Source organism: Dactylosporangium sp. CS-033363 (assembly GCF_050942475.1).
Taxonomy (GTDB): domain Bacteria; phylum Actinomycetota; class Actinomycetes; order Mycobacteriales; family Micromonosporaceae; genus Dactylosporangium.
The window spans coordinates 4,610,174-4,633,370 of the sequence record NZ_CP192032.1 but is presented as its reverse complement, the minus strand read 5'-3'; the positions used below and the strand labels follow the sequence as shown (position 1 = coordinate 4,633,370).

General features: G+C 73.4%; 21 protein-coding genes. 12 read left to right on the top strand and 9 right to left on the bottom strand.

Going from position 1 to position 23,197, the window contains the following annotated elements; translation table 11 throughout:
- The first annotated feature begins 2 nt into the window (after positions 1 to 2).
- From ACQPZ4_RS21435 to ACQPZ4_RS21420, 4 genes are read left to right on the top strand one after another with little or no spacing between them, the layout of a single operon-like run.
- A complete protein-coding gene (locus ACQPZ4_RS21435; RefSeq protein WP_433063914.1) occupies positions 3 to 1,400 on the top strand; it encodes an acyclic terpene utilization AtuA family protein in 1,398 nt (465 codons plus the stop codon).
- A complete protein-coding gene (locus ACQPZ4_RS21430) occupies positions 1,397 to 1,705 on the top strand; it encodes a DUF4387 family protein (RefSeq protein WP_433063911.1) in 309 nt (102 codons plus the stop codon). The genes ACQPZ4_RS21435 and ACQPZ4_RS21430 overlap by 4 nt, the downstream gene beginning before the upstream one ends.
- Positions 1,702 to 2,670: a CaiB/BaiF CoA transferase family protein gene (locus ACQPZ4_RS21425; RefSeq protein WP_433063909.1), complete on the top strand. Its 969-nt coding sequence runs from the start codon at positions 1,702 to 1,704 to the stop codon at positions 2,668 to 2,670. Before ACQPZ4_RS21430 ends, ACQPZ4_RS21425 begins: the two co-directional genes overlap by 4 nt.
- Entirely contained in the window at positions 2,667 to 3,068 is a 402-nt protein-coding gene (locus ACQPZ4_RS21420; protein ID WP_433063906.1) for a nuclear transport factor 2 family protein, read from the top strand. The genes ACQPZ4_RS21425 and ACQPZ4_RS21420 overlap by 4 nt, the downstream gene beginning before the upstream one ends.
- A 6-nt stretch (positions 3,069 to 3,074) precedes the next feature.
- On the opposite strand, the gene ACQPZ4_RS21415 is transcribed toward ACQPZ4_RS21420, so the two are convergent.
- The 4 genes from ACQPZ4_RS21415 to ACQPZ4_RS21400 form a co-directional block, all read right to left on the bottom strand.
- A complete protein-coding gene (locus tag ACQPZ4_RS21415) occupies positions 3,075 to 3,824 on the bottom strand; it encodes a maleylpyruvate isomerase family mycothiol-dependent enzyme (RefSeq protein WP_433063903.1) in 750 nt (249 codons plus the stop codon).
- A gap of 12 nt (positions 3,825 to 3,836) precedes the next feature.
- Entirely contained in the window at positions 3,837 to 4,604 is a 768-nt protein-coding gene (locus ACQPZ4_RS21410; protein WP_433063901.1) for an SDR family NAD(P)-dependent oxidoreductase, read from the bottom strand.
- A complete protein-coding gene (locus tag ACQPZ4_RS21405) occupies positions 4,601 to 5,740 on the bottom strand; it encodes a thiolase family protein (RefSeq protein WP_433066597.1) in 1,140 nt (379 codons plus the stop codon). The genes ACQPZ4_RS21410 and ACQPZ4_RS21405 overlap by 4 nt, the downstream gene beginning before the upstream one ends.
- Before the next feature lie 84 nt (positions 5,741 to 5,824).
- Positions 5,825 to 7,417, bottom strand: a complete 1,593-nt coding sequence (locus ACQPZ4_RS21400) for a sensor histidine kinase (protein WP_433063899.1) — start codon at positions 7,415 to 7,417, stop codon at positions 5,825 to 5,827.
- A gap of 280 nt (positions 7,418 to 7,697) precedes the next feature.
- Between ACQPZ4_RS21400 and ACQPZ4_RS21395 the strand changes: the two genes are divergently transcribed.
- From ACQPZ4_RS21395 to ACQPZ4_RS21385, 3 genes are all read left to right on the top strand, one after another.
- Entirely contained in the window at positions 7,698 to 8,456 is a 759-nt protein-coding gene (locus ACQPZ4_RS21395) for an ATP-binding protein (RefSeq protein WP_433063896.1), read from the top strand.
- 101 nt (positions 8,457 to 8,557) lie between these two features.
- On the top strand, positions 8,558 to 8,962 hold the full coding sequence (locus ACQPZ4_RS21390) for a DUF3618 domain-containing protein (protein WP_433063893.1): 405 nt from the start codon (positions 8,558 to 8,560) through the stop codon (positions 8,960 to 8,962).
- Between the two features lie 73 nt (positions 8,963 to 9,035).
- Positions 9,036 to 9,857, top strand: coding sequence for a polysaccharide deacetylase family protein (locus tag ACQPZ4_RS21385; RefSeq protein ID WP_433063890.1), 822 nt, complete (start codon positions 9,036 to 9,038; stop codon positions 9,855 to 9,857).
- An 84-nt stretch (positions 9,858 to 9,941) separates the two neighbouring features.
- Here the strand turns inward: ACQPZ4_RS21385 and ACQPZ4_RS21380 are convergent, their stop codons facing one another.
- From ACQPZ4_RS21380 to ACQPZ4_RS21370, 3 genes are all read right to left on the bottom strand, one after another.
- Positions 9,942 to 10,343 (bottom strand): hypothetical protein, encoded by a 402-nt coding sequence (locus ACQPZ4_RS21380; protein ID WP_433063889.1) that lies wholly within the window; start codon positions 10,341 to 10,343, stop codon positions 9,942 to 9,944.
- Positions 10,344 to 10,361: 18 nt separating this feature from the next.
- Positions 10,362 to 12,230 (bottom strand): sensor histidine kinase, encoded by a 1,869-nt coding sequence (locus ACQPZ4_RS21375; protein WP_433063887.1) that lies wholly within the window; start codon positions 12,228 to 12,230, stop codon positions 10,362 to 10,364.
- A gap of 312 nt (positions 12,231 to 12,542) precedes the next feature.
- Complete coding sequence (locus ACQPZ4_RS21370; RefSeq protein ID WP_433063884.1) at positions 12,543 to 13,184, bottom strand: response regulator; 642 nt, start codon at positions 13,182 to 13,184, stop codon at positions 12,543 to 12,545.
- Between the two features lie 168 nt (positions 13,185 to 13,352).
- Here ACQPZ4_RS21370 and ACQPZ4_RS21365 point away from each other — a divergent pair, with 168 nt between their 5' ends.
- On the top strand, positions 13,353 to 13,733 hold the full coding sequence (locus ACQPZ4_RS21365) for a hypothetical protein (RefSeq protein ID WP_433063882.1): 381 nt from the start codon (positions 13,353 to 13,355) through the stop codon (positions 13,731 to 13,733).
- A gap of 428 nt (positions 13,734 to 14,161) precedes the next feature.
- On the opposite strand, the gene ACQPZ4_RS21360 is transcribed toward ACQPZ4_RS21365, so the two are convergent.
- The gene (locus ACQPZ4_RS21360) at positions 14,162 to 16,246 is read right to left on the bottom strand and encodes a putative bifunctional diguanylate cyclase/phosphodiesterase (RefSeq protein ID WP_433063879.1); all 2,085 of its coding nucleotides are present in this window, start codon (positions 16,244 to 16,246) and stop codon (positions 14,162 to 14,164) included.
- Between the two features lie 119 nt (positions 16,247 to 16,365).
- Here ACQPZ4_RS21360 and ACQPZ4_RS21355 point away from each other — a divergent pair, with 119 nt between their 5' ends.
- The gene (locus tag ACQPZ4_RS21355) at positions 16,366 to 17,562 is read left to right on the top strand and encodes a M20/M25/M40 family metallo-hydrolase (RefSeq protein WP_433063876.1); all 1,197 of its coding nucleotides are present in this window, start codon (positions 16,366 to 16,368) and stop codon (positions 17,560 to 17,562) included.
- Between the two features lie 63 nt (positions 17,563 to 17,625).
- Here the strand turns inward: ACQPZ4_RS21355 and ACQPZ4_RS21350 are convergent, their stop codons facing one another.
- Positions 17,626 to 18,207: a TetR/AcrR family transcriptional regulator gene (locus ACQPZ4_RS21350; RefSeq protein WP_433063873.1), complete on the bottom strand. Its 582-nt coding sequence runs from the start codon at positions 18,205 to 18,207 to the stop codon at positions 17,626 to 17,628.
- 166 nt (positions 18,208 to 18,373) lie between these two features.
- Between ACQPZ4_RS21350 and ACQPZ4_RS21345 the strand changes: the two genes are divergently transcribed.
- The 3 genes from ACQPZ4_RS21345 (at position 18,374) to ACQPZ4_RS21335 (ending at position 22,783) form a co-directional block, all read left to right on the top strand.
- The gene (locus ACQPZ4_RS21345; protein WP_433063871.1) at positions 18,374 to 20,572 is read left to right on the top strand and encodes an MMPL family transporter; all 2,199 of its coding nucleotides are present in this window, start codon (positions 18,374 to 18,376) and stop codon (positions 20,570 to 20,572) included.
- Positions 20,573 to 20,733: 161 nt separating this feature from the next.
- Positions 20,734 to 21,783 carry a hypothetical protein gene (locus ACQPZ4_RS21340; RefSeq protein ID WP_433063868.1) on the top strand — a complete coding sequence of 350 codons (1,050 nt, stop codon included), beginning with the start codon at positions 20,734 to 20,736 and terminating at the stop codon, positions 21,781 to 21,783.
- A 28-nt stretch (positions 21,784 to 21,811) separates the two neighbouring features.
- Entirely contained in the window at positions 21,812 to 22,783 is a 972-nt protein-coding gene (locus ACQPZ4_RS21335; protein WP_433063866.1) for a zinc-binding dehydrogenase, read from the top strand.
- Positions 22,784 to 23,197: the final 414 nt, after the last annotated feature.

The window sequence follows — 23,197 nt, the reverse complement described above, 5'->3', positions numbered from 1 at the left end:
GCATGAGCAGTGTCCGGTTCGTAGCGCCCGCCGCGGTCATGGGCGGGGGCTTCTCCACCAGGTCCTTCCGCGCGGCGCTGGAGACCAAGCCCGACTTCATCGCCTGCGACGCGGGCAGCACCGACTGGGGCCCGTACTACCTCGGCGCCGCCGCGAGCTGGGCCGGCTACCGGCAGACCCGCCGCGACCTGGAGCGGATGGTGCTCGGCGCGCTGGACATCGGCGCGCCGCTGCTCATCGGCTCGGCCGGGTTCACCGGCAGCGACGCCGGGCTCACCTGGTTCCGCGGCATCGTCACCGACATCCTGGCCGCGCACGGGCGCACCGCCCGGATCGCCACCATCCGCACCGAGCAGCCGAAGGACTGGGTGCTCGGGAAGGTCCGCAGTGGACGGACGTGGGGCCTGGACGGGCGGCCCGAGCTGACCGAGGAGGGCGTCGAGAACGCGGCGCGGATCGTGGCCATGATGGGCCCGGAGCCCTACGCCGAGGCCCTCGACGCCGGGGCGCAGATCGTGCTCGCCGGGCGCTCCTCCGACGCCGCCATCTACGCCGCGGTACCGCTCATGCGTGGCATCGCCCCGGGCCCCGCCTGGCACATGGGCAAGACGGTCGAGTGCGGGTACGCCATCGAGGAGCCGATCGGCGCCGGCGAGTGCATCGTGGGCGAGGTCGACGACGAGGGCTTCACCGTCCGGCCCGTCGGCGGCAAGTCCCGCTGCACCGTGCGGTCCGTCGCCGCGCAGATGCTGTACGAGAACGCGACGCCGTACCTGCTGCGCGAGCCGCCGGGCACGCTGGACACGTCGAACGCGCGGTACATCCAGGTCGACGAGCACACCGTGCGCGTGGTCGGGGCGACGTTCACCCCGGAGCCGTACAGCGTGCGGCTGGAGGGCGTGGAGCGGCTCGGGTACCGCAGCATGTGCCTCTTCGGCGTGCGCGACCCCGCGGTGGTGGGCAGCGTGCGGGAGTACACGAGCGCCATCACCGACCTCGTGCACCGCACCGCCCGCGACCGCTACGGCCTCGACGAGGGCTCCTACACGTTCGGGTTCCGCCGGTACGGCTACGACGCCGTGCTCGGCGACGCCGAACCGAACGCGGCTACCGGCTACCAGGGCTGCTACGAGATCGGGCTGGTCGCCGAGGCGGTCGCGGCCGAGCAGGAGCTCGCGCACGAGATCGTCTCCGGGGCGATGCCGTTCTTCATGCACGGCGTGCGGGTGCCGGGCGTGGCCAACTCGGCCAACGGCGCCCTGGCCTACGCCCCCTCCGTGGTCGACGTCGGGCCGGTGTTCAACTGGAGCGTCTGGCACGCGGCCGCGCTCGACCACCCGATGGAGCCGTTCACGCTGGAGGTCTCCGACTCCTCCGCTGCCGTCAAGGAGCTGGTATGAGCGACATCCGCTCGGAGTGCAGCACGTTCCGCACGCGCAACGCGGGCGCCTTCCTGGTCTCGGCCGACATGGTGTTCAAGACCGAGGAGGCGTACGTGAGGTGGCGCGACTCCGGCGCCATCAACGCCGAGGCGGTCGCCGCGCTGCTGAAGGTCGACCCGGCCACCGTGCAGGTCATCGACTACCCGGCGGCCAACGCCATCAAGGTGACCCTGCCGCGCCGGACGATCGCCGGCGGCCCCGACGACACCGACCTGGACAGCGCGGCCCAGTTCGTGCCGCTGCTGTCGCTGCGCCTGCCGTGAGCCGTCCCAGCGGTCCCCTCGCCGGCGTGCGGGTGGTGCTGCTCGCCGGCGCGGGGCCGTCGCCGTTCGCCGGGATGCTGCTGCGCGAGCGCGGGGCCGAGGTGGTCCGGATCGACCGGCCGGGCGCCGGCGACGGGGTCTCGGGCCTGCCCGTCGCGCTCGACTCGCGGTACCACGGCGTCCGGACGGTCACCGCCGACCTCAAGTCGGCCGCGGGGCTCGCCACGGTCCGCGCCCTGCTCGCCGAGGCGGACGTGTTCGTCGACCCCTACCGCCCCGGGGTCGTGGACCGGCTCGGGCTCGGCGCGGACGCGCTGTGCGCCGAGTTCCCGGCGCTCGTCTACGTGCACATGACCGGCTGGGGGCACGGCGGGCCGTGGGCGCAGCGGGCCGGGCACGACATCAACTACCTGGCGATCGCCGGGGCGCTGTTCCCGACCGGCCCGGCCGACCGCCCGCCGCTGCCGCCGCTGAACCTCCTCGCCGATTTTGGGGCCGGCGGCACGTATTTGGTGATCGGGGTCCTGGCCGCGCTCCTCGAACGCACCCGCACCGGCCGCGGCACCGTCCTGTCCGTGTCCATGGTGGACGCCGTGCACTCGCTGACCACGCTGCTGCACGACATGCGGGCGGCGGGGCTGTGGTGCGACGAGCGCGAGTCGAACATCTTCGACGGCGGCGCCCCGTTCTACCGCACCTACCGGACGGCCGACGGCGGGTTCGTCGCCGTCGGCGCCATCGAGCCGGCGTTCCACCGGGCGCTGCTGGCCACGCTCGGCCTCGACCCGGCGGCGTGGCCGCAGCACGACCGCGACCGCTGGCCGGCCCAGCGCGCCGAGCTCGCCCGCGTCTTCGCGACCCGGACCCGGGCCGAGTGGGAGGCGGCGTTCGACGGGGTCGACGCGTGCGTCACGCCGGTGCTCACCCCCGCCGAGGCTCTCTCGCTGCGGAAGGACGGGGCATGAGTTCGCTGCTGGAGGAGGTGACGACGCTGCAGGCGCGGTACTGCCGGGGCGTCGACGACCGCGACCCGGACCTGCTGCGCTCGCTCGTGGCCGACGACGTGGAGATCGTGGGTGCGGACGGCGTCCGCAACTTCGGTGTGGACGGCTTCATGGGCGTGTTCGACCGGTACTGGGCGCGCAACCCCGGCCCGGTGCTGCACCTGGTGTCCAATGTGGAGCTGCTCGGGGACGAGGTCCGGTCGCTGTTCCACGCCGTCTCGCGGCAGCCGGACGGCTCGATCCAGCAGACCTGGGGCCGCTACCGCGACGCCGTCGTGCGGGCCGGGCACGGCGGCCTGGTGTTCGCGGCCAAGCGCATCGACGTGGTGCTACGCGTCCGGCTCCCGGTCGATCAGTAGGTGGTGCTACGCGTCCGGCTCCCAGTCGATCAGTAGGTCGAACTGGCGGCGGTCGCCCTCGACCTGGACGGCGTCGATCGGGATGCGGCAGTAGAGGACCAGGACCAGCTCGCTCGCCGCGCCCCGGACGGTGGCGTCGGCGGGGCTGTCGGGTGAAGGATCCCGGATGAGCTGGACCTCGTCCGCAGACAGGGCCAGGCGCCACGAGCGGCCCTCCGTGGCGCGGTAGTCGAGCGCGGCCGGCGGATGCGGCCAGTGGTACGCGCCGGCGCAGCACGTGGCCAGGAACTCGTCGACGCCGTCGAGCGCGATCGCCTCCGGCAGCGGCTGCGGCGCACCGATCGCGGCCTGGGCGTCGTAGGTGTGCACGGCGACCTCGTGCAGCTGGCGGCGGGCCACGGAGCCGGCGTTCTGGGGCGTCTCCGAGGACTCCCACCAGGTCCAGCAGCCCCGCTCCGGGCCGGCCCGCTCCAGCGAGTGCAGCAGCTCCCGGGTCGTCGCGTCCAGCCAGAACAGCAGCGCCTCGCGGATCCGGGGCGCCGGCGTCGGCGACGGGGTCACGGGCTCGCCGGACGGCCCGGCGTCGACGATGCCGGCCCACTTGCGGCGTCCCTCGCTCAGGTGCTGGGCCAGGTCGAACAGCGTCCAGCCGGGGCACGTCGGGACCGGCACGCCGAGGCTGGGAGCGGCCGCGATCGCGGCGTGGAAGGCCTTCGAACGTTCGTCGATCAGCCGGAGCAGCGCGGGGAACTCCACCGCGGCATTGTGTCAGTAATGCACCGCGGACGATGTCCCGCCGGAGACGGTCAGCACCTGGCCGGTCAGCCCCGAGGCGGCGGCGGAGGCGAGAAAGATGACGACGGCCGCAACCTCGGCCGGCTCCACGAACCGGCGCAGCGACTGCCGGGCGGCCAGCCTGCGCAGTTTCTCCTCGGCATCGGTACCGTCCTGGGCCCCCGCCAGCAGCATCGCCCGCACCTCGGCGGTGAGCACCACCCCGGGCTGGACCACGTTCGCGGTGATCCCGTCCGGGCCGAGCTCCCGGGCCATCGAGTGGGTGAGGTGCACGAGCGCGGCGTTGCGAACCCCGGAGCTGACGTTGTGCCGGGCGATCCGGGCCGCCTCCCCGCCGACGTTGACCACCCGCCCCGAGCCGCTCGCCCGCAGGTGCTCCGCGGCGGCCCGGACGACCCGCAGGTAGCTCACGACCTTCTCGTCGAAGTCGGAGCGCAGCAGGGTTTCGGTGGTGGTGAACAGGCCGTCGGGCACCCCACCGGAGACCCGGGCCGCGTTGTTCACCACGACGTCGAGCCCGCCCAGCGCCGCCGCGGCGCCGGCGACCGCCCGCTCGCAGCCCTCCGGATCGGTGATGTCGGCCGCATGTACGGAACGGGCGGGCAGGTCGGCGGCGGCCTCGGGGTGCCGGCAGAGCACCGCGCAGTGCGCGCCCGCCGCCGCGGCCGCCTCGACGATCGCCCGGCCGATGCCGCGGGAGCCGCCGGTCACCAGGACCCGGCGCCCTTCGAGTCCGGTCATCCGGCCAGCTCGACGATGGTGGCGTTGGCCATGCCGCCGGCCTCGCACATGGACTGCAGGCCGTACCGGATGCCGTGGTTTCGCATGTGATGCAGCAGCCTCGTCATCAGGATCGCCCCCGAGGCGCCCAGGGGGTGGCCGACGGCGATCGCGCCGCCGAGCGGGTTGAGCCGCTCCGGCTTGGCCCCGGTCTCGGCGAGCCAGGCGAGGGGCACGGACGCGAACGCCTCGTTGATCTCGAACGCGCCGATGTCGTCGATGCCCAGGCCGGCCCGGGCGAGGACCTTGTGCGTGGCGGGCCACGGCGCGCCCAGCATGACCACCGGGTCGGCGCCAATGACCGAGCCGCTGTGGAAGCGGGCGAGCGGGGTGAGGCCGAGCGCGCGGGCCCGCTCGCTGGTGGTGACCACCAGGGCGGCGGCGCCGTCGGAGATCTGCGAGGCGTTGCCGGCGTGGATGACGCCGTCCTCGCGGAAGGCTGGTTTGAGTGCCGCGAGGGTCTCCACGGTCGACGTGCGGCGGATGCCCTCGTCGGCGGTGAGCGGGGTGTCCGGCAGGGTGACGAGCTGCCCGGCGAACGCGCCGGCGTCGGTGGCCTGCGCGGCCAGGGTGTGCGAGCGGACCGAGAACTCGTCCAGGGCGGTGCGGGACAGGCCGTACTGCTCGGCGAGCATCTCCGCGCCCTCGCCCTGGCTGAACGACTCGCGCCGGTAGCGGGCCAGGACGCGCGGGCCGTACGGCATGCCGGTGGCCCGCGCCGAGCCCAGCGGGACCCGCGACATCATCTCCACGCCGCCGGCGATCACCAGGTCGGCCATCCCCGACAGCACGGTCGCCACCGCGAAGTGCAGCGCCTGCTGGCTGGAGCCGCAGGCCCGGTCGATGGTGACGCCGGGCACCGCCTCGGGGAAGCCGGCGGCCAGCGCGGCCATCCGCCCGACGTTGGTGGACTGGTCACCGAGTTGGTTGACGCAGCCGAACATCACGTCGTCGACGTCGGCCGGGTCGATGCCGGTGCGGGTGACCAGGGTGGTGAGGACCTCACTGGCCAGGTCCACCGGGTGCCAGGGGGCGAGGGCGCCGTTGCGCTTGCCGATCGGGGTACGGACGGCGTCGACGATGACCGCATCACGGATTTCCACGCTCTCATGACAGCCCCTGCCCGGCCCTGGGCACAAAGACGTACCGTCCATCAGTCGATAGGCGCGGCCAATGCCTGTTCAGGCCCGCTCCAGCGGTAGCTCTGCCGAGAGGTGGGTGCCGTAGCCGCGCGGGCTGTCGACCACCAGGGTGCCGCCGATGGCCTCGCAGCGGTCGGCCAGGCCCAGCAGGCCGGTGCCGCGCCGCGGGTTGGCCCCGCCCTGGCCGTCGTCGTCCACGGAGAGGTACAGGCCGCCGCCCCTCACCTGCACCCCGACCCGCACGAGCTCGGCGTCGGAGTGCTTGGCCGCGTTGGTCAGCGCCTCGGCCACCACGTAGTAGGCGGCGACCTCGACCGGCTCGGGCAGCCGGCCGTCGAGGTGCACGTCGAGCTCCACGGCCACGGCCGAGCGCCGGGCCAGGGCGCGCAGGCCGGGGCGCAGGCCGCCCTGGGTGAGGATCGCCGGGTGTACTCCGCGCGAGAGCTCCCGCACCTCGTCGACCGTGCCGTTGATGCCCTGCACGACGTCGGCGAGCTCGCGGCGCACCCGGGCACACTCGGGCGGGACGTCGGCCTCGATCCGGCGGATGTCCAGGGCGAGGGAGATGAGCCGCTGCTGGACGCCGTCGTGCAGGTTGCGCTCCAGCTCCCGGCGGGACTCGTCGGTGGCCAGCACGAGGCGGGCGCGGGAGGCCACCAGCCCGGCGATCTGCGCGAGGGTGACCGCCTGGCGGATCACCAGCAGCGCCAGCACCAGCGTGGCGACGGCGGTGACCGCGGTGTCGGCCGGGGTGCCGCCGAGCCGCTGGCCCACGAGCACCGCGCCCATGGCGGTGACCGGGAGGTACGGCAGCAGCAGCCGTCCCCAGCGCGGCTCCGGGCGCATCGCCCACACCGGCGCGTCCCCCGGCGCCGTCATCGCCGCCACCGCCACGAGCGCGAACCCGGCGACGAAGCCGAGGTCGGCCGCCGCGGGCATCGAGTCGGCGCCAATCGCCACCTGGTAGGCGAAGACGCTGTCACCCAGGGACAGGAAGAACAGCCCGGCGCCGAGCACGGAGAGCTGCACCTGGTTGGCCCGGCCGATGAGCAGCACCACGATCACGGTCAGCACGAGGTCGGTGATCGGATAGGCCAGGGCGATGAGGTACTCCGCCCGGCTGGCCGCGCCGGCCCGCACCACCGGGCCGAGCACCGTGGCCCAGCTGATCACGAACAGCGCGCCGACGATGACCAGCCCGTCCAGGACCATCGCCACCCGCCCCGGCAGGTGCCGCGGCATCCCGTGCACGGGCCGGTCGGCGGCCAGCGCGACCAGGGCGGCGAGGGCGAGCACGGGCAGGATGAGATAGCCCGCGTCGGCGAGCGAGGGCGTGGGCAGGCCGACGTTCTCCCACAGCTGGTACCACGACCAGACCAGCTGCCCGAGCAGCCAGCCGAACGCCCCGGCACCCATCCACAGCCGCCACCACCGCTGCCGGCCGGCGTGCCGGGCCGCGGTGATCCAGCAGGCCAGGACCGCGGCCAGGGCGGCCAGCGTCTGGGCGAGATCGTCGACGAACAGTGACCACCACGGGTCGAGCGCGCCGGTGGTGTCCAGACCGGCGACGACGGCCACCGACCCGGCGGCGACCGCGAGCAGCCCCGGCAGCGACCGGTGTTCAGACGCCACGGCAGCTACGGTACCGCGATGAGGTGGCCGCAAAACGCACCGCTCGGCATGCGCTTTTCGCCATAGCGCGGATCGCCACCTGCGGCATCACCGATTCGCTGTCCATCGAACGAAGACCACGCCTCGCCGAACGGCCCATCTGTTGTCCCCGGACAACGGTCTGACCAGCGACATCCCTGCCAACCGCATTCACGAGCATTGACAGCGGAGCGAACAGGGTCCGAGACTGCGCGTAGGACCCGCACAGCAGAATCCGACGGCACCGGGCAGGGAAGCCGACATGCTGGACACCGCGATCACCGTGCGCGACAACGTCGACCTGGCCGTCGTCGAGATCGCGGCAACCGGCCGGTGGACCTGGCAGATCCGGGTCGACCTGATGACCGCCTTCCGCAAGGCCCTGGCCCAGCGCCCCCGGGCCGTCCTGCTCGACGTGACGGGCCTCGAGGAGGCGGAGCGGACGCTGACCGCCTCCCTGCTGCTGGCCGAGGAGCAGAGCGCCGCCCTGCACCCGCCGGTCCCGCTCGTCGTGGTGGCGCGCGAGCCGCAGCTGTTCCGCCTGCAGGCCAGCGGCCTGGCGGCGCGCATGCCGATCCACCCGACCCGCAGCGCCGCCCTGAGCGCGATGGCCGGCACCACCCCCCAGTTCGGCCAGGCCCGCGTGCGCCTGCAGCCCGGCCCGTTCGCCCCGGCCGAGGCCCGCAACCTGGTCGGCGACACCTGCCTGGCCTGGAACTTCGTGGCCCTGCTGCACCCGGCCCGCCTGATCGTCTCGGAACTGGCCACCAACGCGGTCGAGCACGCCCGCAGCCCGTTCACGGTCACCGTCACCCGCCGCCGCACCGACCTGGTCCACCTGGCGGTCGAGGACGGCCTGCCCCGCCTGCCCCGGCTGCGGCTGTGGTCGATGAACCCGGACGCGCCGCTGGCCCAGCGCGGAGCCGGGCTGCGCCTGGTGGCGGCGGCGGCCACGGCGTGGGGCGCCGACCTGACCGTCCACGGCAAGGTCGTCTGGGCCACCCTGCGCACCAAGGCGTGACGCCCTGCCTGATTGCATTGCGCCACCTGGTTTCAGGGCGGGCGCGTAGGGAATTATCGCGGTATATGCCCGGCGGAGGCCGGCGCGGAAGGACGGACGCGATGACGACCACCGCCAACCCTGCGCTCAGCGCCGACGAACTGCGCGCCGAGATCGTCCGGACGCGGGCCGCGCTGGGCGAGACCGTCGAGGCGCTCGCCGCCAAGGCCGACGTGAAGGCCAGGGTCAAGGACGCGACCGGCGAGCTGGCCGACCGCACCAAGGCCCGCGCGCTCGCGGCGGCCGACGTGACGAAGGTGCGCGCGCTCGCGGCCGCCGACATGACGAAGTCCCGCGCGCTCGCGGCCGCCGACGTGGCGAAGGCGCGCGCGGTTGCCGCCGCCGGCAGCGTTTCTACGGCCGTTCGCGATCCGAGGCTGCGGCGGCCGGTGCCCCTCGCGGTGCTCGGCGGGGCGGTCGCCGGCGTCGCGGCGCTGATCGTTTTCGGGCTCCGCGCGCGGCGGTAATCCGACACGGTGCAACCTGTTCCCGGGGCTCGGCCGTCTGGATGATGTGCGCCTGGGGATCAAGAAGCCGCCGTTGGCCGGTCTGCTCGTCGTGGCGGTGCTGCTCCTGCTGGGTACCGCCGCCCGCGACAGCGACCGCGTGACCCGCGCCGCGAACCCCGCCCAGGCGCCCGCGGCCCCGATCGCCCTGCCGGCCGCGCCGTCGCCGTCGCCGTCCGCCTCGCCGTCCGTGAGTCCGGCCCCGTCGCTGCCGGTGCGGCCCGGGGACGGGGTGGCGGGATCGTTCTCCACGACCGGTACACAAGCGGTCGCCCTCACGTTCGACGACGGTCCGGACCCGATCAACACGCCGAAGCTGCTGGCCCTGCTGCGCCAGCGGCACATCCACGCCACGTACTGCATGGTCGGGTTCCGGGTCCGCGACCGGCCCGACCTGGTGCGCCAGATCTACGCCGACGGGCACACCCTGTGCAACCACTCGTGGCAGCACCTGCTGGACCTGGCCAAGCGCGACCCGGCGTACCTCGACTGGGACCTGCGGCACACCAACGACATGATCCACGCGGCCGTCGGGGCGGACGCACCGATCAAGTACTTCCGCGCGCCCGGCGGCAACTTCACGCCCGAACTCGTGGCGAAGGCCAAGTCGCTCGGCATGGACTCGATCTCCTGGGACGTCGACCCGCGCGACTGGGAGCACACCCACGACGCGAACGCCTCCGCGCACATCGCCCGGGTGGTGAACGCCGTGCAGCACCACGTCCGCCCCGGCTCGATCGTGCTCTCCCACGACAACGGGCAGCCGAACACCATCACCGCGTACGACCACCTGCTCCCCTGGCTCCAGGAGCGCTTCACCCTCGCCGGGCTGCCACCGGAGGGCCTGTCCGGCTGAGGTTTCCGGTCCGCGGAACCGCAGCGGACCTGTGAAGCTTGGTCCGCGGAACCTCAGCGGACCTGAAGTTTGGTCCGCGGAACCTCAGCGGGCGGCCGCCCGGACCCGGAACACGACCGCGCCGATCAGCAGGAGCACGCCCCCGCCCGCGTACAGCGGTGCCTCCGAGCTGGTGCCGGCCGGTTCCGCGCTGTCGCCGCTGACCACGATCTGCGCCGGCTTGCCCGGCTCGACGTCCGCGTCGCCGAAGCCGACCCCGTCGTCGGTGTGTGTGCCCGCCGCGTCGGTCCAGGTCACCGCGCACGACTTGGTGTAGTGCCGGCTGGTGCTGCCGTTCAGGTCGCGGTGCGCCTGGAACCTGCACGCCCCCACGGTGCCGGTCGCCGGTTGCCAGGTCAGGGTGCGCAGCTGGTACAGCCCCAGCCCGACGAGCAGCACACCCAAGATGACCATGGCCCAGACCGCGCGCCGTCGCTTGTCGCTCATGCGCAGCAAGCTAAGCGATCATGGACCGGGCGTGTTCCCGGCGAGGCCGGGAATCTGCCCGGATGACTCGGGAAACTCCAGCGGCAGCACGGCGGTGACCGTCGAGCCCGCCGCGCCGTGCTCGACGCTCAGCGTGCCGCCGATCTGCTCGGCGCGCTCCCGCATGGACTCCAGGCCGACGCCGGGCGTCCAGGGCGCGCCGTGCGGCTCCCGGTCGCGCACGCACAGCCGCAGCGCGGGTCCCTCGGCGATGCCCAGCTCGACGTCGGCGACCGGCCGGGCGGCGTGCCGGGCGACGTTGGTGACGGCCTCGACGGCGATCCGGTACGCGGCCACCTCAACGGCGGCGGGCAGCCGCGGCAGCGCGGCGACGTCGAACGTGATCTGCAGTGCGTTGCCGCCGCGGGCCCGCAGTCCGGCCAGCTGCTGGCGCAGGGCGGCCTCGAGGCCGAGGTCGTCCAGGGCCTGCGGGCGCAGCCCATAGACGATCCGGCGCACCTCGGCGATCGCGTCGGAGGTGTCGCGGCGCAGCTGGGCGAGCACCTGCAGGGCCGCGTCGGGGTCGGCGCGCACCAGGTTGGCCGCCGCGTCGGCGCCGTACGCGACGCCGGTCAGCGTCGGGCCGAGCCCGTCGTGCAGGTCGTGGCGCATCCGCCGGCGGTCCTCCTCCAGGGCGGCCACGACCCAGCCCCGGGACTCGCGTACCTCCGCCGCGAGCTGCCCCGCGTGCAGGGCCTGGGCCAGCGGCGCGGCGACCAGACGCAGGACGGCGGCCGTTTTCGGGGCCAGGTGCAGATGCCCGGCCGGCACCGCGACGACGAGCTCGCCGGTCCCGTCGCTGCCGGCCTGCAGCTCGATCGTGTGCCGGGGCCGCTCCGGCGGCGCCGCGCCGCTGACCGCGACCTCGTCCCCGTTCCACCGCAGCACCAGCTGCGGCACGCCGACCGCCGACCGCAGCGTGTCGATCCACTGTGGAGGCGCCGATCCGGCCGACAGCTCCGAACCGAGCCGGATCATCGTGCCGACCGCGTCCGCCGGCCCGCCGAACAGCAGCTCATGCATGCTCGTGCGGACCCAGCGCAGCACCGGATGGAAGCCCGCCGCGATCGCCACGGCGATGAGCGCGCCGGTACCCCGCCCGGCCGGCGCCCCGGTGACGGCCAGGATCGCGCTCTGGGTGCCCTCGAAGGCGGCCGCGGCCAGGGCGAACATCACCAGCCCGACGACCAGCCGGTGCATGATCGTGCGCACGTCGGCGAGGTCCGGCCGCAGCACCGCGATCGCGGCCGTCACCGGCAGCGTCAGCGCGGTCGCCGCGGCCGCGATCGTCAGCGCGGTCGCGGGCAGCCCGGTCGTACCGACCGCGATCATGAGCAGGATCGACGTCGGCACGCTGACGATCACGCCGAGGAACACCCACAGCAGCCGCCGCCGCGCGACACCCGCGGTCCGCTCGAACTGCACCCACGCCGCGCAGAGCACGAACAGCGCCCCGCCCGTGACGGCCAGCGCCTCGACCGGCACCGCCCCGACGACCGCGGCCACGCTCGCCACCACCCCGGCCACCGCGATCGCCGGTTCGAGGGCCCGCACCCGCGGCCCGATCGCCAGCAGCGCGGCCGGCAGCGCCAGCGTCACCGCCGCGACGAACAGCCCGGCGCCGAGCTCCGGCAGTCCGGCCGCGGTCAGCACCGGCACCCCGGCCAGGGCGCCCCCGGACACCGCCATGAGCCGCGCCACCAGCCCCTGCTTCAAGATCCAGGCCGCGGTTGTACACCCAGTGCCCATCACCAGCTGCCAGATCACCTCACGCGCAGGGTCGGGCCGGTCCGCGAACCACGGCGCCAGAAACCCCGCGGCGAGCAGCATCGCGCCGAGCCACCTCATTCGCGGCCACCGTCACGTAATGCGACTCGCGCTCGCCGCGCATCGCCGCGACCAGTTCGCGGCGGGCCTCCGAGACGGCCCGCTGGAGCTTCGAGGCCGAGCCCGTCGATACACCACGCGAACCCCACGGCCGGCAGCATCGCGCCGAGCCACCTCATTCGCGGCCACCATCACGTAATGCGACCTGCGCTCGCCGCGCATCGCCGCGACCAGGTCGCGGCGGGGCTCCGAGACGGCCTGCTGGAGCTTCGAGGCCGAGCTGGTCGACGAACCACGGGAACCCTGCCGGCGGCCGCACCACGGCGAGCCGGCTCATCCGAGGCCACCCTCGCGGGCGCGGACGATCGCCTCGGCCCGGGTGGCGACCCGCAGCTTGACCAGGATCGCCGAGACGGCGTTGCCGACGGTCTTGACCGCCACGCCCAGCCGGGCCGCGATCGCGGTGTTGGCCAGCCCGCGCGCGACCAGCCCGAGGATCTCCCGCTCGCGCGGCGTCAGCTGCGGGAACGGGTCGCGCTCGGCCGGCGGGTCGAGGTGGGCCAGCAGCCGCTCGGCGACCCCCGGCCCGACGACCAGCTGACCGCCCGCCACCGAGCGCAGCGCGGCCAGGATCTCGTCCTGCCCGGCGCCCTTGAGCAGATAGCCCCGCGCTCCTGCGCGCATCGCGGTGAGCACGCTCGCGTCGTCCTCGAACATCGTCAGCACGAGCACCGCCACGCCCGGCATCAGCGCGGCCAGGCGGCGGGTCGCCTCCAGGCCGTCCATCCCGGGCATCTGCAGGTCCATGATCACGATGTCGGGCCGGGTCAGCTGGGCCTCCCGCAACGCCTCCGCCCCGGTGGTCGCCTCGGCCACCACCTCGACCCCGTCCAGCGAGGCGAGCAGCGCGCCGATCCCGCGCCGCACGACGAGGTGGTCGTCGGCCACGAGCACCCGCAGCGGAGCGTTCAGCATGACCGTGATCATCGCCGACCGGCGCGCCGCGGCAACACCCGCCGTTTTCCCGGTTCTGCGGTGAAACTTCCCGCCCGGCGCGGGAACCCGCACCCGTGTGCCCGGGGCGCAGCGGCGCACAGGCTGTCCGCGTACGCTCCTCCGGATCACCGCCAGGGAATGGATCCCATGCTGACCGTCAAGAACAAAATCGGACTCGTCCTCGCCGCCGTCTTCGGCCTGCTCGATCTGGCCGGGCCGATCCTCATGGGCGGCCGGCCGGCCGCCAGTGACGAGGTCGGGCCGCCGATGGCCGTGCTGGTCGCCGACGCCGTGCTCGGCCTGGCCACGCTGTTCGCCGTGGTCGTCACCTGGCGTACCGCCAACCGGACGGCGGCCCGGGTCGTCGCCGCCACCCGGATCCTCTCGGCCCTGTCGGCCGTGCCCGGGCTCTTCGCCACCGGCGTGGCGCCGGCCGTCGTCGCCCTCGTCTCGGGGGTCGTCATCCTGACCGCCGTCACCGTGATCCTGGTGCTGTCCCGTTCGGCCCCGGCCGAGCAGCCCGCCTGAGTCCGGCGCCGCCCCGCTCCACACCGCAGGGCAGCCGCCGTTCACGCCGGCGGGCGGCCACCGACCGCGCGGCCGAACTGAAACCCCCAGCGCCGCCCCGAGTCACGCACGCGGCGCGGCCATCGTGGACGCCGGCGGGCGGCCACCGGCACGGCGGCCGAGCTGAACTCCCGCGCCGCCCCGAGTCACACGTGCGGGACCGCCACGGCACGGCGGCCGAGCTGAACCCCAGCGCCGTCGGGCTTCACACGCGCGGGGCGCGGCCACCGGCACGGCGGCCGAGCTGAACTCCGGCGCCGCCCCGAGTCACGCGAGCGGGGCGGCCACCGTTGACGCCGGCCGAGTTCAACTCCGGCGCCGCCCCGAGTCACGCGAGCGGGGCGGCCACCGTTGACGCCGGCCGAGTTCAACTCCGGCGCCGTCCCGCTTTACGCGTGCGGGGCGGCCACCGGCAGTTCGACCGGGCTGAACACGTCGTTGACGCGGACCTGGCTGAGCCCGCCGCCGTTGAGCTCGGCCAGGAAGCTGCGGTCCAGGCGGAGCAGGTCGACCGGCAGGTCCGCGTAGCCGGGGCCGACCTCGTCGAGCGCGATCCGCACCCCGTGTGTGCGCAGCCGCTCCAGGTGCGTCACCGCCGCCGGGTCGCCGAGCAGGGCGCTCTCCCCCACGCCGAGGACCAGGCCCTCCGCGTCGAGGCCGGTGACGCCCAGCACGCGCAGCACGTCGTCGCCGAGGGCCTCGCGGCGGAGGTGGGCGGGGGACATGGGCATCGTGAGGTACAACCGCTGCCCCTGCAGACGCCACTCGGCGACCTGCCGGCAGGCGGTGCGCAGGGCCCAGGAGCCGATGTCGTGGATCAGTCCGGTGGCCTCGGCGACCGGCACGAACGCCGCCGGCTCCAGCAGCCCGCGGGCCGGGTGGCGCCACCGGACCTGGGCCTCGACGCCGGTGACGGTCGCGGTGGAAAGTTCGACGATCGGACGGTACAAGAGGATGAACTGCTGCTCCTGCACGGCCAGTGCGAGCTCGCGGGCCAGGACGGTCTCGGCGCGCTCGGCGTCCATGGCCGCGGCGCTGTAGAGGGTCCAGCTGGGTTCGTCGCGGCGCTTGGCGGCATACATGGCGAGGTCGGCCCGGTGCAGGACCTCGCTCTGGTCGGCGTCGCGGGCGGCGAGCGCGACCCCGATGCTCGGCCGCAGCCGCAGCGTGTGCCCGGACAGGTGCACCAGCGGGCGGCAGGCCTCCAGGATCCGCTCGGCGACCGCGATCGCGCCGGCCGTGCCGTGCACGTCGGGCAGGACGACCGCGAACTCGTCGCCGCCGAGCCGGGCCGGCACGTCGCCGTCGCGCACGCTGCGGCGCAGGACGTCGGCGAACGCGGTCAGCATCTGGTCGCCGACCTCGTGCCCGTAGGCGTCGTTGACCTGCTTGAAGCCGTTGAGATCGATGAGCAGCACGGCCAGCGGGGAGCCGGAGCGGCGGTGCCGGTCCAGGGCCGCGCCGAGCGCGCCGCGCAGCTGCAGGCGGTTGGCGAGGCCGGTGAGGCTGTCGGTGATGACGAGCGTGTAGTTCTCACGCGACGCGACGATCTGGCGCGCGGCCACGCCGAGCGTCATCACGAGCGCGCCGCCGATGAGCCCGAGCCACGGGAACAGCCCGGCCCGGATCGCGGCCACGGTGAGCAGCGCGTACCCGCCGGCCAGCGCGAGGTACGGCAGCCAGGACACCCGTCGCAGCGGCCGGTCGGCGACCACTGCGCCGTCCCGGGCCGTCTGCCGGACGAGCGCCGCGAGCAGAATCAGAAACATCGGCAGGTGCAGCAGCGACGGTACGAGCGCATCCTGCACGATGTCGCGCACGGTCGAGTACAGGAAGATCGTGTCGACGACGAGGTACCCGACGGTCCCGGCGAGCAGGAGCACCAGCGGGGTGCGGGCGGCGAGCACCGATCCGCGCAGCAGCACGGTGCCGACGCCGACGAGCAGGACCACGTCGCCGACGGCGAACAGGACCGCGCCGAGGCGCAGCGGGTCGAGCAGGCCGCCGCTCTGCAGGGCCGGGCCGAGCACCAGGTACCACATCAGCATCGCGCCCGCGCCGAGCACGGTGGCCACGTCCATGGCGAGCTTCCAGCGGGCCCGGCGGTCCATCGGCTTCGCCGCGAACGAGAGCAGGCCGAGCAGCAGTACGGGCGTGACGAGCACGCGGGGCACGATGGCGAGTACCGTCGCCGGGCCCCAGGTCTTGTCGCCGGTGGTGAACGCGATCGAGAACCCGACCCCGGCCACGACGAGCAGGGCGAGCGCGGCGCTGGTGAACCGGAACGGCCGCCGCGCGTCGGGTGCCAGCCGCCGGCTCGTCGCGGCCCGCAGGTGGAACCCGAGCGCGACGGTCTCCAGCAGGCACAGCGAGATCCCGGCCGCCTTGGTGTCGAACAGGTCGGCGAGGCGGACGGCCACGAGGCCCGCGAACAGCAGGCCGGCCGCCGTCAGCAGGCGCCGATGATTCCACACGGCACTGTTATCGGATCAGGCGCGGCCGATCTGAGCGATCGGCGGTAGGGAAAACCCCATCGCCGGGACGGGTGCTGGCGGGCCTGTGCCGGAGCTCGCGCTCGGCCACGCTCGTATGCATGGCCATCACTCGTCGCGCCGTGCTCGGTGCCGCCGCCGCGTCCGCGTTCGTCCCCGTGCTCGGCCCCGGGGGCGGCGATTCCCACGACCTGGTCGCGTTGCGCCGCGACCTGCACCGCCATCCGGAGCTGTCGGGGCAGGAGGAGTACACCGCGTCGGTCGTCGCGCGCCGCCTGCGCCGCGCGGGGCTGGAGGTGACCACCGGGGTCGGCGGCCACGGCGTGGTCGGGGTGCTGCGCGGCGCCCACCGCGGCCGGACCGTCGCCTATCGCGCCGACATGGACGCGGTGCCGCCCGAGGGCCAGATCCCGCCCGGCAGCGCGGCCGCCCACGTGTGCGGGCACGACCTGCACACCACCATCGGCGTCGGGATCGCCGAGCGGCTGGCCCAGCAGCGCCGGCACCTCGAGGGCAGCGTCGTCTTCCTGTTCCAGCCCGGCGAGGAGGCCCTGGCCGGCGCGGCCGCGATGATTGCCGGCGGCGTGCTGGAGGCGACCCGGCCCGCGGAGATCCACGCGCTGCACTGCGGCCCGTTCCCGGCCGGGCAGCTGGCCGTCATGCCGGGGTACGGCCTTCCCGGACTGGACAGAGCCGCCGTCACGCTCACCGGCGAGGGCGCGGCCGACCGTGCGGCTGCGCTGGCGGCGGCGATCAACGCGCTCGGCACCGTGACCGTCCCGCCGCCGGAGCGGCTCGGGCAGATCGTCGACGACCTGCTGATCCCGGACGGGCCGCTCGCGCGGTTCGTGTTCATGCGGGCCTCGGCGGCCGGGGAGCAGGTCCGGGCGTCGTACCGGACCTGGCCCGAGGCGCGCTGGTCCGAGATCCGGGCCGAGATCGGGCGGCTGGCCACGGTGCACGGGCCGGCCTCGGTCGCGTTCCCGGGCGATCCGTTCCCGGCGATGGTGGTGCGCGAGGAGGACGGGCGGGCGCTGGAGCGGTACCTGCGCTGGAGTACCGGGGACGAGCGGGTGGCGGTGCTGCACGCGGCCGTACCGTTCAACGGCGAGGACTTCGCGCTGTTTCTGCGGCGGCTGCCGGGGACGTTCACGTTCCTCGGGGTGCGCCGGCCGGGCGAGGGGATCGAGACCTCCTACCCGCACCTGGCCACGTTCGACCCGGACGAGCGGGCGATCGCCGTCGGGGTGCGCGCGATGGCCGGCTGGCTCACATATCGGGCGGCATCGCCGCGCTGAGCGGTGTCGCCGCGCTGAGCGGTGTCGCCGCGCTGACTGGCGTCGCTGCGCAGCAGGCGCCGGTCAGGGCGGCGTCGCCGCGCCAGCGCGCTTGCGAAGCTGCAGGAGGCGGCGGCCGCTCTCCAGGAGGTGCTCGCGCAGCACGGCGTTGTCGAGCGCGGCCAGTTGCGGGTCGTTGAGCGGGCCGCCGAGGCCGGTCAGGAAGATCAGCAGGGGCACCATGGTGGCCGGATCCGGGTCGGGTCCGGCCACGAGCATGCGAATCCGGTGCCACCACGTGATCAGGTTCGGGTGCTGCTCGATGAGCTTGGCGACGTACGGGTCGCCCATCAGCGCCGAGAACCGGATGCGGCTGTCGAGCACCAGGTCGACGAGGCCGATCACGAACTCCTCGATGCGGGCCGACCGGGCGCGGTGCGCCTCGGCCCGGGTGAGGATCGCGTCCAGCCGCGCGAACACGGGCTCCACGACGCCGAGGACGATCTCGTCCTTGGTCTTGAAGTGATAGTACACGCCGGCCTTCGTGACGCCCATCTCGTCGGCGATGTCCTGCAGCGAGGTGGCCTCCACGCCGTCGCGGCCGAACAGCCGCAGCGCGGTCTCCAGCAGCTGCTCACGCCCGTCGCCGCGCTTGCGCTGACCCATCACTCCCCTTTGTAGGTGCGTTGATCGTACCAACTGTCTGACTAAGCCGCTCGGCAAGTGTGATCTAAGCCGCTTGGCTAAGTTAAATACTAGCCGTGCGGCTTAGTTAAGGTCTAGCGTTCCCTTGCCGATCGGACAACTGACGGCACAGCTCTGGGGGGTTCCAATGGCGACGCTGCTGTACCGGCTCGGCCGGTTCTCGTTCCGCCGGCGCGGGCTGACGCTCGCACTGTGGGTACTGCTGCTGGCAGTGGTCGGCGTCGGCGCGGCGACGCTGTCGGGCCCGACGAGCAACGCGTTCTCCATCCCGGGCACCGAGTCCTCCCGGGCGATGGACGTCATCGCGGAGAAGTTCGGCGGCAACTCCGACGCCGCCTCGGCCAAGGTCGTGTTCTCCGTCTCCGGCGGCGCCAAGCTCACCGATACCAACCGGCGCTCCGCAATTGAGGCCGCCGTCACCCAACTGCGTAAGGCCCCGCAGGTGGCCGCGGTCGCGGACCCGTTCGAGGCCAAGACGATCTCGCCGGACCTGCACACCGCGTACGCCACGGTGTCCTACAACGCCTCCGCCGCTGACGTGCCGACCGAGGCCCGCGAGGCGCTCGTGGCCGCCGGTGACACCGCGAAGAAGGCCGGCATCGGCGTCGAGTACTCCGGCGAGGTCACCAGGACGGCCGCCGAGAGCCACTCCTCCGAGGCGCTGGGCATCATCGTGGCCGCGTTCGTCCTGCTCATCACGTTCGGCTCGCTGGTCGCGGCCGGCCTGCCGCTGCTGACCGCGCTGGTCGGCGTCGGGCTGGGCATGCTCGGCATCCAGCTCGCCACCGGCTTCTTCGACCTGTCCTCGAGCACGTCGGCCCTCGCCACGATGCTGGGCCTGGCCGTCGGCATCGACTACGCGCTCTTCGTCATCTCGCGGTTCCGGGGTGAGCTGACCGCGGGCCGTTCAGGGGAGGAAGCCGCAGGGCGCGCCATCGGTACCGCCGGATCCGCCGTCGTCTTCGCCGGTCTCACGGTCATCATCGCCCTCGTCGCGCTCGCCGTCACCGGCATCCCGTTCCTCACGGCGATGGGGGTGGCCGCGGCCGGTACCGTCGCCGTGGCGGTGCTCGTCACCCTGAGCCTGGTTCCGGCCATTCTCGGCTTCGCCGGCCGCCGGGTCCTGCCGAAGAAGCGCCGCAACGCGCCCGCCGTCGCCGGCCACACCGGCAAGGTCCCGTTCGGCCAGCGCTGGGCGCAGGGCGTGCTGAAGGCCCGGATCCCCGCGCTCGTCGTCTCGCTGGGCCTGCTCGTCGTGGCCGCGCTGCCGGCGCTGGACCTGCGCCTCGCCCTGCCCGACGACAGCACGGCGGCCGTCACCTCGACCCAGCGCAAGGCGTACGACCAGCTCGCTTCCGGTTTCGGCGCCGGCTTCAACGGCCCGCTGCTCGTGGTCGTCGAGGCGGGCACCGGCCAGGCCGGCGCCGCGGCCGCCAAGGTGCAGCAGACCATCGCGAAGCTGGACGACGTCGCCCTGGTCGTCCCGGCCACGGTCAACCCGTCCGGCGACACGGCACTGCTGACCGTCATCCCGGGCAGCGCCCCGACGAGCGAGGCGACCAAGAACCTGGTCTTCGCGATCCGCGATCATGCCGCCGGTACCGTCACCGGTGCCACCATCGCCGTCACCGGCACGACCGCCGTCAACATCGACATCTCCGACAAGCTCTCCGGCGCGCTGGTGCCCTACCTGGCGATCGTCGTGGGCCTCGCGTTCATCCTGCTGATGCTGGTGTTCCGGAGCATTCTCGTGCCGCTCAAGGCCACGGTCGGCTTCCTGCTGTCGGTGGCGGCGGCGTTCGGCGCGCTGGTCACCGTCTTCCAGCACGGCCACCTCGCGAGCCTCCTGGGCATCGAGACCACCGGCCCGATCGTGAGCATCATGCCGATCTTCCTCATCGGCATCCTCTTCGGCCTGGCCATGGACTACGAGGTCTTCCTCGTCACGCGGACCCGCGAGGAGTACGTGCACGGCGCCGCCCCCAACGAGGCGATCGTCACCGGCATGAACCACGGCGCCCGAGTGGTGACGGCGGCGGCGCTCATCATGATGAGCGTGTTCGCGGGCTTCATCCTGGCCGACGACACGATCATCAAGAGCCTCGGCTTCGCCCTGGCCTTCGGCGTGGCGGTGGACGCGTTCCTGGTCCGCATGACCATCGTGCCGGCGGTGCTGTCGCTGCTGGGCCGCTCGGCCTGGTGGCTGCCGCGCTGGCTGAACCGCATCCTGCCGAACGTGGACGTGGAGGGCGAGCAGCTGACGAAGTCGCTGGCTACTTCCGCCACCGCCCCGGCCGACCGCGCGCCGGCGCTGACGCGGGGCTGAGTTCATCCGTCGGGACGCCGGGCGGCCTGTCCACCCGGCGTTTCCGCCTGCCCGAACGGCGCTTGGGTTCGGAATGAAGCGCTGAGCGGTTTCTTGATATTTGCCGGTTTTCGCCCCATACGGTGCAGGGACACCATTTGGTACGGGGGAAGGAAACGTTGATGAACGCCAGGACTCGCCGCTCGCTCACGATCGTCGGCATGGGGGTTGTCGCGGGGGCCGCGCTCGGCTTGAGCGGGACGGCCGCCTCGGCCGCTTCAACCACCGCCTCGCCGACCGATGCATCTGCTGTCCCGGTCACGACGTCGGCCCACGCCACCGCGGACACTCATGCCGCCGCGACCACGCAGACCGAGCGCACCGCCGACCGTGCCACCGACCGTGCCACCGACCACGCCAAGCCGGCCAACACCGACCACGCCAGGCCAAGCAACACGGACGGCAACACGGGCGATGACACGGACGGCAACACGGTCGGCAACGACCGCGGCAACGACGGCAACTCCCGCGGAAACCAGCCGACCTCCCGCGGCAACGACGGCAACTCCCACAGCGACACCGGAAACTCCCACGGCAACGGGCACGGCAACGACAGCAACCCCCACAGCGACACCGGAAACTCCCGCGGCAACGACAGCGGCAACGGGCGCAGCGACGACGGCAACCCGCCCAGCGACGACGGCAACGGGCGCGGACACGACGGAAACTCGCGCGGAAACCAGCCGACCTCTCACGGCAACGACGGCAACTCGCGAGGCAACGACGGCAACAGCCGCGGCAACGACGGAAACACTCGCGGAAACGACGGCCACGACGGCAACGGGCGCGGAAACGACGGCGGCAACCGCGGAAACCAGCAGGACAACCGCGGCAACGACGGCAACAACGGGGGCAACGACGGAAACGGCCGCGGAAACCAGCAGGACAACCGGCACGACGACCACGGCAACGACGGAAACGGGCGGGGCGACGACCACGGCCGCGACGGGCGGCACGACCACGACGTGCGCCAGGTGCAGCAGCGGACCCGCACGTTCACGGTCGACCACTACCGCAGCAAGCACGCCTGCCAGTCCGACGCACGGACCGGGGTCCGGCGCGGCTACTGGGACAAGGCCACGTGCAAGCAGGTCGGCCACCGCCACCTGTACGAGCTGCGCGCCACCGTGTACCAGGGTCACCACCGCGCTCCCGCCGCCCGCCGCGTTTAGCCCGCACGCGGCCGGGCAGCCTGCCGCGATGCGCGCCATCGTGATCGAGCGGTTCGGGGGTCCGGAGTCCCTGGTGTACCGGGACCTGCCGGAGCCCGAACCGCTCGCCGGCCACGTGGTCATCGAGGTCAAGGCGTTCGGCCTGAACCACGCCGAAATGCACATGCGCCGCGGCGAGTGGGCCGAGGCCGCCCCGGTCAGCGGCATCGAATGCGTCGGCCTGGTCAAAGCCTGCCCCGGCGGCGAGTTCCCGATCGGGGCGAAGGTCGCGGCGCTCATGGGCGGCCTCGGGCGGACGATCAACGGGAGCTACGCGGAGTACACCCGCCCGCCCGTCTCGAATGTGGCCCTCATCGAGTCCGACCTGCCGTGGGCCGACCTCGCCACGATCCCGGAAACCTATGCGACGGCGTGGACCTGCCTGTTCCGCAACCTCGAACTCGAGGCGGGCCAGACCGTCCTGATCCGCGGCGGCACCTCCTCGTTCGGGCAGGCGGCCGTCCAGCTCGCCCGCAACGCCGGCGCCCGCGTGCTGGCCACCACCCGCCGCCGCGACCGCCGCACCATGCTGGAGGAACTCGGCGCGGCCCGCGTGGAGATCGAGGCGGCCGACCTCTCGGTGCGCATCGTCGAATCCAAAAACCTGGATGCGGTACTGGACCTCGTCGGCAACAGCACCATCCTGGACTCGCTCGACATGCTCCGCCGCGGCGGACGGGCGTGCCTGGCCGGCTGGCTCGGCGGCCTGGCCCCGATCCGCGACTTCAACCCGCTGCTGCAGATGGCCAGCGGCGTGTACCTCACCTTCTTCGGCAGTTTCGTCTTCGGCCGGCCCGGCTTCCCGCTCTCAGACGTCCCGCTGCAGGAGATCGCCGCCGACGTGGCCGCCGGCCGCCTGCGCGCACATCCCTCACGCGTCTTCGGCTTCGACGACATCCAGGAGGCCCACCGCGTCATGGAGTCCGGCGAGGGCGGCGGCAAGATGGTCGTCGTGCGCTGACCCCTTCCCCAGAGCCGTTGACCCGCTCCAGCAAACGTCGTGCGCTGATCGCTTCCGCCAGAGGCGTCGGCCGGTCCCAACAAGCATCGTGCGCCGACCCCGCCCCACGACCGATGATCAGCCCCAACAAGCGCGGGATTACGACCGGCGGGTCACTGCAGTGACGACCCGCGCACGACCGCCGTGACGACCGAAGGCCACCGCCGTGATGACCCGCGGGCAACCACCGTCACGACCGCAGACAACCGCCGTGATGACCCGCGGGCAACCAGCGTCACGACCGCAGACAACCGCCGTGACGGCCCGCGGGCGATCGCCGCGACGACCCCGTGACGGCCCTCGGGACACCGCAATGACGACCCAGTGACGGCCCGCGGGTCACCGCAGTGACGACCCCGTGCGCAACTACCGTGA